Here is a 13308-nt window from a genome sequence, read left to right as displayed (position 1 = left end):
TGTGAAAAGGTTGCATTTTTGATTTTTTAAAGTAATTAGTCTAATTCTAATTCTTTTACTTTTTCATAAACTAAATTACTTTCATAACCTCTTCGAAGCATATAATCGCAAAATTTTTTGCGTTTTTTCAAAGCATTGGTTTCTGACAAATTATTCCAACATCTTTCTGAAAGATTTTCGAAAGTTTCAAAATATTCTTCTGGAGAAATTTCTTTTAAAGCCAAATTGATATTAGCAGAAGAAATTTGTCTTGCTTTAAGTTCATTTGTAATTCTAATTTTTCCCCAATGCTTAATGCGATGTTTTCCTCGAGCAAAACTGCAAGCAAAACGAGTTTCGTTTAGAAAGTTGTCTTCAATAAGCTTTACAATAATGGTGTCAATCTCATCTGAGGTCATTTTTAAGCTGTATAATTTAGAGACAACTTCTTCATGACATCGTTCCTGATAAGCACAAAAGTGTTCTAATTTTTGTAAAGCTTCTTTTATAGTGAAAGTGCATTTCGTCGGGTTTTTCATGCTTTTTAACGATTAAATTCAAAAACGGGCATTTACTTACAAAAAACTTCTAAAATTTGTTAATATTAACAGAAAAGAAACATTGTAAAATGTTGTGTATGTGCCGAATTTCAATATTTTTGTACGATAATTTAACGGATTTATAATCTTGCTGTAAAACAGGATTTTAACATTTAAATTGGACTGAAAATTTACAAAACAGCATCTTTTGTTTTTAAATAGAAATGCCCTTTTTGCTTTTTAGCAACCAAAAACAAATTTAAAATAAATACCACATTGATATGATGAGAAAATTACTTTACTCGTTTTTATTCTTCATTTTTTTGCATACTGCAAGTTTTGGGCAGTCTATTTGGAGTAATGCTATAACAACTAATAACCCCAATCTTTCAAACCCTTACACAACAAATGATGTTAAGCATGCTAATATCACTGTGTCTGGTATTGGTAGAGGTGATGGAATTAATGGTGTAAATGCGAATGGTGTTTACACGGCAAACAATTGGACTCAGTCAAACCTTGCAAATAGTATGAATGCAAACGATTATTTTGAATTTACTTTAACTCCAAATAGCAGTTCTGTAATAAATTTAACTAGTTTTCAATATGTAGGAGTTGCTGGAGGAGGAAGTAATCCAGTAGATAATTTTGCCGTAAGATCTAGTATTGATAACTATGGAAGTACTCTAGGAACTGGTGCTTCAGGAACAATAACATTGGGGACTGCGTTTCAGAATATCGGCGGTCCTGTTACTTTTAGAATATATGCTTGGGGTGCTAGTAATAATGGAAGAACCTATGGAATTGATAGCTTTCAATTTAATGGTACAGTAACTTGCGCAACAAATTTAATCAAAAATGGTAATTTTAATAATGGATCAACTGATTGGTCTGCGGCAACAGCGGGAGGAACGGCATACACTGAGGTTTTAACTGAGGGGCTTTATTTTAGTAATGGTAGCCCTAATAATACCGCAGAATTAGATTCAGAAGCATCGTTAAGACAACCAGTAACAGTTATTCCTGGTGTTTCTTATAACTTAAGCTTTATTTATGCCAGAAGACCAGGTTCTCAGGCTACTGTTGGAGTTACCGCTAGAATATTGGGTGGAGCAGCTACCCCATCAGTAAGTTATACGACTAGTAATACTACTAATACTGCTTTTACGGGTGCGCTTACATTTACTCCAACTACATCTGTTATATATGTCGAACTTTATAACACTTTGTCAACAACAACCCTTGGATCTATTGTTGATAATATTGTTTTGATTCCAAGTTCTCAAGTGGCACCAATTGCAACAACAGTACCTAAAGGAAGTTTTACGACCTTAGGCTCTGTATGTGCGGGTACTCCAGTTCAATTAGACGTAGATAATGTTCCTGCAACTGGTGTAACCTATTCTTGGTCGAGTACATCTCCAGGAGCAACATTTTCATCAACAACTATTAAAAATCCAACGGTAACTTTTGCCTCTACATTAACAGGAATCCAAGAAGTAACAGTAGTGGCAACTTCTGCGAATGGTTGTGCAGGAACTCCTTCTAGTACATATGTTAATTTAATTGCCGCTCCAACAGTTTATACTGTAACGGGAGGAGGAGCATATTGTTCAGGTGGTACGGGAGTTGCGGTTGGTTTGAATAATTCGACTTCGGGAGTGAGTTATCAATTAAAATTTAATGGTGCTGATAGTGGCTCTCCAGTTGCAGGAACTGGAGCTGCAATTTCTTTTGGAAATAGAACAGCGGCAGGTACCTATACAGTAGTAGCTACAAATACAAATAATTGTGCTTTAAACATGAGCGGAAATGCTGTAATTACAATAGATCCAACTTCTGTTGGAGGGAGTATTGCAGGAAGTGCTACATATTGTTCAGCGACAAATAGTACGACTTTAACTTTAAGTGGACATACTGGATCTGTTACAAGATGGCAATCTTCTCCATCGAGTACATTTGCCTCATCTGTTACCAATATTTCAAATACTACTACATCTTTATTAGTGACCAATTTGGCTACTACAACTTATTATAGAGCAATTGTTACAAGCGGAACATGTACTTCTGCAAATAGTGCAACTGCTACAATAACAGTAAATCCTGTTCATACTATTACTGCAGGAGCAGATCGAATTGTTTGTCAAAACAGTGCAATGACTGCGATTACAATGACATTGGGAGGTGGTGCAACGGGAGCAACTGTCACTAATCTTCCTCCTGGGGTAACTTTTTCGGTTACTGGCAATGTTTTAACAATTAGCGGTACACCAACAGTAATTGATGTCTATACTTATTCTGTAACAACAACAGGTAATTCTTGTACTGTAGCAACTACAGGAGGTACTATTAGAGTAGGTATTGGAAATAATGTCTTAACTTATAATAATGGTACATCAGGATCAGTTTGCGCAGGGGCAAATGAAAATAATCTAGTTTCTTTTACTGCTCCAGCTGGAACTTATTTTAACACAGTTACTTTTGCTAGTTATGGTTTGCCAAGTGGTGGTTGTGGTACATATGCTATTGGTTCGACTTGTCATTCTGCTACAAGTCAATCTGTAACAGAAACAAACATTTTAGGAAGATCAAATACAGTAACTTTTACGGCGAATAATGCTACTTTTGGAGATCCTTGTCCTGGAACCGGTAAATATTATAGAGGTTCAGCGTCTTATTCTCAGCCAGTTTGTGAAGGTTCAGATGCGGGAACTATTACGGGAAGTGCTCCAACAGGACCTGGAGGATACACTTATCAATGGGAAAGGAGTACAACAGGAGCTTCAGGAAGTTTTACAGCTATAACGAGTAGTAATGTTCAAAGTTATTCACCAGGAATTCTAACTCAGAGCACCTATTTCCGAAGAATTGTGACTTCAAACGGATGTACAAGTACTTCGCCAGTTGTATTTATTAGAGTTAATCCAAGGCCAACTTCAAATGTTACTGGCTCTACAACAATCTGTAATGGTCAAAGTGCAACAGTTTCTGTAACTTTAACAGGAACAGGACCATGGAGTTTAACGCGATCTAATGGCTCAACATCTACAAATATTACAAATATTACTGCAAGTCCATATACATTTAGTGTTAGTCCAACAAGTAATACAAATTACACGGTTACAGCCTTAAGCGATGCAAACTGTAGTGCTAATGCTGCAGATATGACAGGAACGGCAACGATTACTGTAAATCAAATTGAAGCAACTCCAAGTATAGTATCTTTTACTGATATTGATTGCGTAAATGCAACAGGAACAATCAGATTAGGAAATCTTCCATCAGGTGCGTGGACAATTAATCAGACAGGACAAGCTACGGCAACTCTAACAGGTTCTGGAACGCCTTATGATGTAACAGGTCTGGCAGCTGGAAATTATACATTTACTGTTCAAACTGCAACAACATGTGTTTCTGTTGCTACTGCACCACAAGCAATTAACGATAATTCAACAAGTACTTGGGATGGTGTAAGTTGGGTTGGAGGTGCTCCAACTAGTACAAAAAGAATCGTTATTGCTGCAAATGGAGGTACACCTTTCCCAGCTGGTACGCCAGTTGTTAACGGTTGTTCGTTAACAGTAAATCCAGGTGTAAATGTTATTGTTGCAAGTGGTGTAACATTGGTAATCACTAATGCAGTAACTACAAATGGGCAATTAACATTTAGAAGCGGTTCAAGTTTGATGCAAACAACAAATGTTGCAAATTCTGGAGATATTAATTATGAAAGAACAACTTCTGTAAGACGTTATGATGCGACATATTGGTCAATGCCTGTTACAAATTCAGCTTTTACAATGGCCACTTTATCTCCTCTTACCCTGCTTGATAAATATTATTGGTATGATCCTAATTCAACTTGGACCATCAGCCTTAACGGAACAATGCCGATGGAAGTTGGAAAAGGCTACAACATAAGAGCTCCACAGCCTTTTGATGCGGACACACCTGCTCCATTTACTGGAGTATTTGTAGGTGTTCCGAACAATGGTAACATTGCTCCTACTGTAGTACAAGATAGATACAATTTAGTAGGTAATCCTTATCCTTCCGCAATTAGTGCAGCTGCTTTGATAAATGGAAATACAAACTTAGGAACACTTTATTTTTGGACGCATAATTCATCACCAGTATTAAACCCTGCAGATGGGAAATACTATTATAACAATGCCGATTTCGCAGCATTTAATCTTACAGGAGGTACAGACACAAGTTCGGGAGCAAATCTTAACGGACAACCTTTTCAAGGATATATTGCAGCTGGGCAAGGATTCTTAGCTAAACCAAAAACAGGAACACTTAATTTTACCAATTCAATGCGTAGAACCGCTAATAATTCGCAGTTCTACAAAATTGACGGATCAGAAGATTCAGGCGAAATTGAAAGAAATCGTTTGTGGCTTAATTTCTCAAATGATTTAGGAGCATTCAAACAGATTTTAGTTGGATATATAGAAGGAGCTACTAATAGTTTTGACATTAATTTTGATGCCACTACTTTAGGTTCTAACATTAGCGCTGATTTTTACAGCATCAATGAATCTAACAATATGACTATTCAAGGTCGCGCATTGCCTTTCGATAATCGAGATATTGTTCCAATGGGTTACAAAGTGGCAACTGCTGGAGAATACACTATCGCAATTGACCACGCAGACGGATTTTTTGATACTCAGGAAGTTTATTTAGAAGATTTACTGACAGCGAAAATAGTAAACCTTCGTACGGAAAATTATAAATTTACTACAGCAATCGGGACATTTACAAATCGTTTCAATCTTCGTTACACTTCTAAAACTTTAGGAACAGGAGAGTTTGAAGATTTAGAAAATAGTGTGGTTGTTTCTTTGAAAAATAAAGTTGTAAAAATCTCTTCTTCAAAAGAAGCGATAAAAACTGTCAATATTTATAATATCGGAGCGCAGTTGTTATACAATAAAGACAATGTTAATTCATCAGAATTATTGATTTCAAATCTAAATTCAGCTGATCAAGTTTTATTGGTAAAAATAACTTTGGAAAACGGACATACAGTAACAAAAAAAGTTGTCTATTCTAACTTATAATTGAAAAGAAATATATTTTGTAAGCCCATCTTGAAAAAGATGGGCTTTTTTATTTCAAAAATCCCTAAATCTAGGTATTGTGCTACTGGTTTTGCCTTTATAATTTAGGTTAATTCTTTCATGATTTAACTTTAATTATATGGTTTTGATTAAAAAAGCACTGTATTTGCTAATCTTGTTCTTTCTTCCAGTGGAAACATTGCTTCTCGCTCAGCAAGGTAAGGTTGACAATTCGTTTAACACTATTGATAACGGAGAGTTTGGCGACGGATTTAATGCCACAGTTCAAACACTTCAAATTCAAAGAGATGGAAATTTAATTGTCGGGGGAGAATATGTAACACTAAACGGAATTCCTGTTTCCTATCTTACTCGTTTAAATCCAGACGGATCTATAGATGAAAGTTTCAATACCGGAACTGGATTTAATGGAAAGGTTTATTCGTCCTATTTACAAGCAGATGGAAAAATTATTGTTGGAGGAAGTTTTACAACTTACAACGGAATTAGTGCAGGAAGAATTATTCGCCTCAATCCAGACGGCTCTTACGATAGTAGTTTTAATACTTCTATAGGAGCAACTACAGGAATTATCCACGATATTGCGCTGCAATCAGACGGAAAAATTATTATTGTTGGCAGTTTTACCAAATACAATTCGACTACTGTAAATCGTGTGGCGCGCTTACTTCCAAATGGTGCTTTAGATTCTTCTTTTTTAACCAATACAGGCTCTTCGGTCAATATTACACAGGTAAAAGTTTTGCCAAACGAAAAAATAATACTAACTGGAAATTTTACCCTTTTTAATGGAACGCCAGCAAATAGAATTATTCGATTAAATAATAATGGAAGTTACGATGCAAGTTTTAATACAGGAACTGGCTTTGATGATGATGTAAATGCTATTGCGTTACAAACAGATGGAAAAATTATTTTAGGAGGCAATTTCACGACCTATAATTCAAATACGGCCAACAGAATAATTCGTTTGAATGAAGACGGAACACAAGATGAAAGTTTTTTGACAGGATCTGGTTTTACTAAAGAAGGAGTACAAGCAATTAAAATTAATCAATCTGGCGATATAATGGTTGGAGGATCATTTACAGGTTTTTATAATACTTCTCCAGTAAATCGATTAATTTATCTTAATTCAGACGGTACATTAAAAGCAGATTTTGATATCGGTTCCGGGCCTTCTTCTTCAGTTTTGGCTATAGAATTTGATGAAGAAACTGCTTGGTATGTTGCTGGTTCTTTTGCAGTTTTTAATGCGCACAATCAAGGAAGATTAGCAAAAATTAATAATGACGGAGAACTTGATGCTGCTTATTTGTCTTCAGGTATTGGTTTTGACAATTCTGTTTTGACTATTTTACCTCTTCCAAACAAGAAAACCATTGTTGGAGGTAATTTTAAAAAGTTTAATGGAGCTTTAGTTTCTAAAATTAACTGTCTTTTAGAAAATGGGGCTAATGATATTTCTTTTAATACTGGAAAATCAGGAGCAAATAATTTGGTTAAAACAACCGTATTGCAAGAAGATCAGAAGATAATTATTGGCGGAAGCTTTACTAAATACAACGATATTACAAACAATAGAATTGCAAGGATTTTTCAAGACGGAGAAATAGATTATTCTTTTTCAACTGGAGAAGGTTTTAATGGTCAGGTTTACACATTAGCCATTCAATCTGATCAAAAAATAATAGTTGCTGGAGCATTTTCAAAATACAATGGATCTGCAATTAATGCAAATAGAATTGTAAGATTATTGCCAGATGGTTTAAAAGATCCTAGTTTTAATATCGGCTCTGGTGCGGATGGTATTGTTGAATCTGTCGTATTGCAATCTGATGGAAAGATTCTTGTTGGTGGTCATTTTAAAACATTTAATGGATTGCCTTTTGCGGGATTAGTTCGTTTAAATTCTGATGGAACAATTGATTTAGGTTTTAATATAAGAGAGGGTTTTGATAAATATGTTTACTCAATTGCCTTACAAAGCGATCAAAAAATAATTGTTGGAGGATCATTTTTAACTTTTGATGGAATTTCGCAAAAAAGAATTGTCCGTTTAAATACTGATGGAAGTTTAGATGCTACATTTAATTCTGGAACTGGTTTTAGTAAAGGAGATGTTCGTACAATTTTAATTCAGCCAGATGATAGAATTTTAGTTGGAGGAGCATTTTCAGGGACTTACAAAAATGTTTCCGCATTGAGATTAATTAGATTATTGCCGTCTGGAGCTTTTGATGATTCCTTTTCTGCACCTTTAAATAATACGCTCAACGCAATGAATTTTACAGAAGACTATAGATTATTGATAGGCGGTATTTTTAACTCTGTATCTGGAATTTCAAAACATAGAATTGCGCGCTTGAAACTTTGCGTGAACACTACAATTTGGAATGGAAATTCGTGGTCAGCTGGTTTTCCTTCAGCAGGGAAAGATGTTTATTTTAACGAAAGTTTTCCAAATCTTACTTCTGCCAATGTCTGCGGATGTTATATTGCTAAAGATAAAATTGTAACGCTTCTCGAAAAAAATACGCTAAATGTTGAGTTTTCCTATACTGGTTTTGGAACGTTGGTTTTGGAAGATTCGGCTAGTTTGTACCAATCTGATGATGACATGATTAATACTGGAATTATTCATTTGAAGAGAAAAACAAATCCGGTTATAAGATATGATGTTACCTATTGGTCTTCGCCAGTTAAAGATCAGAAAATGTTTGATTTTTCGCCAGAAACACTTTTAGATAAATATTATTGGTACGATCCGATTACGAGTTGGAATGTAAGTTTACATGGTGAAATGACAATGAATCCAGGACAAGGTTACAGTATTAGGGCGCCGCAGAGTTATTCGGTTTCAGAAAGATCAATATTTGAAGGAGTTTTTAAAGGAGTTCCAAATAATGGTAAAATTTACGTTGATCTCCAATTTCCAAATAAATCGTATCTTATTGGTAATCCGTATCCAAGTGCTATCGATGCTGATACTTTCATAAAAATTAATTTGCCAAAAATTAAAAGCGTCTTATGTTTCTGGACACACAATACACCTCCTTTAAATAATTATTATTCTAACGATGATTTTGCAGTTTATAACCTATTAGGAGGTGTTGGTACGAGTTCTGCATTAAGTTCGGGAGTAAGTGATTCAGCGCCAGACGGAACAATTGCTTCAGGTCAAGCCTTCATTTTAAGAACAAACTTAGCAGGTAATCTTGAATTTAATAACAGTATGCGGATTTTGGGCAGTAACAGTTCTTTTTTTAAGCCTTCTAAAAGTGAAGCAACAAAAAGTAAAAGTGAAAAACATCGTTTTTGGCTGAACCTTAAAAGTCAAGAAGGAGTATTTAAACAAATTTTGCTTGGTTATGCTCACGGAGCATCAAATAATCTAGATGCTATTTACGATGCAGAAACGCTTAATTCCAATCCAAAGATGGATTTTTATAGTCTTGTTGAAGAGAATACAAAGCTTGTAATTCAAGGTCGAGAGTTACCGTTTACCGAAAATGATTCGATTGTTTTAGGATATAAATTGGCAAACAAAAGTTCTTTAATTCTAGAAATAGATCATCAAGACAGTTTTTTTAATGGAAAAAGTATTTTCTTAAAAGATCGACTTTTAAATAAACTTCATAATTTAAGTGAAGATTCCTATCAATTTGAATCTGAAAGCGGAATAGTTAATGATCGTTTTACGATTGTTTTTACTGATCAAATACTTAAAAATGAAGACTGGTTCAGTAACTCGGAAAAAGTTTTTGTTTCTGTGAGAAAGCATATTATTTCGATAGAATCTACAAATGAAAATCTTAAAGAAGTTAGGATTTATGATGTTTTAGGAAATCAATTGTACAAAAATGATACAATTGAAAACAAAAGAATATCTATTGAAAATTTAGGCATTTCAAATCAGGTATTATTTGCGAAAATAATTTTAGAAAATGGAAATGTTAGTTCTAAAAAGGTACTCTTTTAAGATAATTTTTTTAAAATAAAGCAAAACCTCTTTTGTGGTCTTACAAAGGAGGTTTTTGTTTTTAAGTATCAGTAAAACAGTGACTTGTATTTGTGTTTCTTTTGTTTTAACAGTTTTTTCTTATTTTTTATAAAATATCTGTTTTGGGTGTTAAATTTTAAAGTTTAATACTACAAACAAAATATGTATGTAAATAAAATCGTACCTTGTTGTAATATTTAATCGACAAAAAGCATGTTATTGTCGATTAAAGTATTCTTTGCGTTTTTCAAAATTGATTGTAAAATTTAAGAGTTACACAAATTACTTCATTTTCTATTTGCAGTTAGTCTTGTTAGCGTTAGAGTTTATTTGCCAACTACTAAAAATACCACAAGATGAAAAGAACTTTACTTATACCAAATACTTTTTCAAGTATTTCAATTTCACAAACTCATGCTGGAGTACAGTTAAAATTGGGACCAAGTTTGAAATTGAATTTTTTTCTGATTTTAATTCTATCATTATTCTATACTTCAACAAAAGCGCAAACGATAACTCATACCTTTCCGACTGGAGGAAATTTAAATCTTCCTGCGGGAATGGATCAAGTAACTTTAGAAGGCTGGGGAGCTGGAGGAGCCGGAGGAGCCGCAATTACTGGTTTTTTGATAGGTAGAAGTGGCGGCGGCGGCGGCGGTGGAGCCTATGCAAAAGGAACTATCAACACATCTGCAGTGCAAAGTTTAACTCTTGTAGTCGGTGGAGTTACAGCTGGAGGATCTGGAAATGGAGCTAATGGAGGAGCATCTTATGCAACTGGTTTCACAGGTTTTTTTAATGCAGGTGGTGGCACAGGAGGTAATGCCAATCTTAGTGATACTGCTGTTCCTAGCGGTGGAAATGGAGGAATAGCTACTGGAAATATCACAGCAACTAACGGACAAAACGGAACAGCTGGAGGAAGTTCAGCTGCGGGATTACTTCTTGTTTCGGGAGGAGGAGGTAATGCAGCTAATCTTGGAACAGGTGCAGGAGGTACAGGAGGACTATCACTTAGTTCGTTAGCTATAGCAATCTCTGTTGGAAATAATGGGAACCCTTACGGCGGCGGCGGCGGCGGTGCAATAAGCTCAGGAGCTGTACAAAATGGTGGAAGCGGAGCACAAGGTTATCTTACGGCAACTTACACTTGCAAAACGTATAGTCTAAGTACGACAAATGCGTCCAATGCTTGTACTACTGGCGGAACTTCAACAGTTAATATAACTGGTACTCCTACAAGTTTGCCAAGAGGAAATTATACTGTTACTTACAATAGAAGCAGTCCTTCAGCTACAGGTTTAACAGCTAATTTTACGGTAACAACTGCTGGTACTGGTAGTTTCACGGCCGCTGGATTTTCTATTGTTGGAAACAGTACAATAACAATTACTAGTCTAAGATCGGTAGATTGTACGTCAACAATTTCAGTTAATAATTCCGTTACAATTTCAGTTACTGCTCTGCCAACTATAACACTTGGATCTATTGCTTCAGTATGTAGTACTGCAATTGTTCAAAATGTAAATTTACCTTATAGCGCAACAACGAATGTGCCAACCAATTATAGCATTACATGGAGTGCATCACCGGCCAATAGTTTTGTGGCTGTTACCAATGCAACTTTGCCTGCAAGTCAAATAAGTATTGCAGTGCCAGCAGGAACGGCGGCAGGAAACTATACTGGAACTCTTACGGTAAGCAACGCAGGTTGTGTATCTACAAATTACACTATTACAGTACCAGTTATTGCTTCGCCTGTAGCGCCAACAGCTTCTGCAGCTCAACAACCAACTTGTGATGTTAACACAGGAACTATAACGGTAACATCGCCTGCATCTGGAACTGGTTTTTCATATAGTCTTGACGGAATTACTTTTACCAATACCACTGGAGTATTTGCTGGCTTAAACCCAGGAACCTATAATGTAAGAGTTAGAAATAATACCACACTTTGTCAATCGCCAACTACTCCAGTTATTATAAATCCTGTAGTTGCTAAAACTTGGAATGGTAGTTTAAGCGCAAATTGGGGTACGTCTGGAAACTGGACTCCGGCGGGAGTTCCGTTAGCATCAGATTGTGTTGTTATTCCACAAATGACAACAAGTCCAATTATTTCTGGAACAGACGGAGTGTTTTTCGCGAATAGAATAACGATACAGAATAATGGTTCTTTAATTGTACAAAGCAGTAATACTTTAACGGTTACCAATGATGTAAATGTATTGGGAACTGGCTCTCTTGTTTTTGAAAATAATTCTAGTTTAGTGCAGATTTCAGAAGCTGTTAATACGGGAAATATTACCTATAAAAGAAATTCAAAACCAATAAGACGTTATGATGCAACTTATTGGTCTTCTCCAGTTACTCGTGTGCCTGCTTTTACGTTACAAGAATTTTCTCCAAATACTTTGCTGGACAAGTATTATAAATATGTTCCAAATACTGGTTGGGTTGTGATTTTAAATGGAACCGAAGAAATGGTTAAAGGAAACGGTTATAATATTCGAGCTCCTCAACCTTACGATGCTAACACAGCTGCAATTTATGGAGGAGTATTTACTGGAGTTCCTAATAACGGAACCATTTTAGGTCCAAATGCAGTTGCTCAAAAATCAAATTTGCTTGGAAATCCTTATCCTTCGGCAATTTATGCAGATAGGTTTATTGTCGACAATGCAGCCAATTATTATGGAACACTTTACTTCTGGACTCATAACTCTCTTCCAGTACTTAACCCAGCTGATGGGAAATATTATTATAATAATAACGATTTTGCTTTTTATAACCTTTCTGGAAACACAACTGTTGGATCGATGACGGGAACTGGAGCTACAACTCCCGGAAATACAGAAGCTCCATTAGGATACATTGCGGCAGGACAAGGGTTTATTGCAACATCAAAAACTGGACAAAGAGCTGTTTTTACAAATTCAATGAGAGTGTCAAGTCATAATGGCCAGTTTTTTAAATCGAACCAAAGCGAATTTGAAAGACATCGTGTTTGGCTGAATTTTTCTAATACTCAAGGCGCCTTTAAACAAATATTAATTGGTTACATCGAAGGTGCAACAGATTTATGGGATGACAATTACGATGCAGCAACTTTAGATGCAAATCCTTTACTTGATTTTTATAGCATAAATGGACTGATTAAATTGACTATTCAAGGTCGTGCAATACCATTTGAAGAAGCAGATAAGGTTCCGTTAGGATATAGATCTTCAATTGCAGGAGATTTTACAATTGGAATAGAACGTACAGATGGCAACTTGAGCAAGCAGAACATATATTTAGAAGATAAAACGACAAACACAATTCATGATCTTAAAGCAGGAGCTTATTCATTTACTACTGCTATAGGTGTCTTTAATGAACGTTTCGTATTGCGCTACACCAATAAAAATTTGGCAACGAATGATTTTGCTGGTCTTGATAAAAATGTATTGGTTTCAGTAAAAGATAAAAATATCAAACTGCAAGCAATATCGGATGCAGAAAATCTTAAAGAAATGACCATTTATGATATTGGAGGAAAATTGCTATATCAAAAAGAGAATATTGATAATAAAGAATTACTAATTACAAATTTACCTCCAACGCATCAAGTTTTACTAGTGAAAGTAACTCTAAGCAATGGATATACGGTTACTAAAAAAATAATATTCTAGATTCGATTTTAGATAAATAAAAA

Annotated in this window: 4 protein-coding genes; 3 read left to right on the top strand and 1 reads right to left on the bottom strand. The window is 35.2% G+C overall.

Annotation, left to right across the window (positions count from 1 at the left end; genetic code table 11):
- Positions 1-35: 35 nt before the first annotated feature.
- Positions 36-518 carry a regulatory protein RecX gene (locus NYQ10_RS03785; RefSeq protein WP_289878960.1) on the bottom strand — a complete coding sequence of 161 codons (483 nt, stop codon included), beginning with the start codon at positions 516-518 and terminating at the stop codon, positions 36-38.
- A 281-nt stretch (positions 519-799) separates the two neighbouring features.
- Here NYQ10_RS03785 and NYQ10_RS03780 point away from each other — a divergent pair, with 281 nt between their 5' ends.
- The 3 genes from NYQ10_RS03780 to NYQ10_RS03770 all read left to right on the top strand — a co-directional run bounded on the left by NYQ10_RS03780 (position 800) and on the right by NYQ10_RS03770 (position 13285).
- Positions 800-5587, top strand: coding sequence for a T9SS sorting signal type C domain-containing protein (locus NYQ10_RS03780; protein ID WP_289878959.1), 4788 nt, complete (start codon positions 800-802; stop codon positions 5585-5587).
- A 139-nt stretch (positions 5588-5726) separates the two neighbouring features.
- A complete protein-coding gene (locus tag NYQ10_RS03775; protein WP_289878958.1) occupies positions 5727-9590 on the top strand; it encodes a T9SS sorting signal type C domain-containing protein in 3864 nt (1287 codons plus the stop codon).
- A gap of 377 nt (positions 9591-9967) precedes the next feature.
- A complete protein-coding gene (locus NYQ10_RS03770; RefSeq protein WP_289878957.1) occupies positions 9968-13285 on the top strand; it encodes a T9SS sorting signal type C domain-containing protein in 3318 nt (1105 codons plus the stop codon).
- Positions 13286-13308: the final 23 nt, after the last annotated feature.

The sequence above is a fragment of the Flavobacterium johnsoniae genome, assembly GCF_030388325.1.
GTDB lineage: Bacteria > Bacteroidota > Bacteroidia > Flavobacteriales > Flavobacteriaceae > Flavobacterium > Flavobacterium johnsoniae_C.
This window is presented reverse-complemented; position numbering and strand designations above follow the sequence as displayed.

What these genes read in the sequence shown, in the direction of transcription:
- NYQ10_RS03785 (WP_289878960.1), bottom strand. Translation starts at nt 518, where the DNA reads ATGAAAAACCCGACGAAATGCACTTTCACTATAAAAGAAGCTTTACAA.
- NYQ10_RS03770 (WP_289878957.1), top strand. Translation starts at nt 9,968, where the DNA reads ATGAAAAGAACTTTACTTATACCAAATACTTTTTCAAGTATTTCAATT.
- NYQ10_RS03775 (WP_289878958.1), top strand. Translation starts at nt 5,727, where the DNA reads ATGGTTTTGATTAAAAAAGCACTGTATTTGCTAATCTTGTTCTTTCTT.
- NYQ10_RS03780 (WP_289878959.1), top strand. Translation starts at nt 800, where the DNA reads ATGATGAGAAAATTACTTTACTCGTTTTTATTCTTCATTTTTTTGCAT.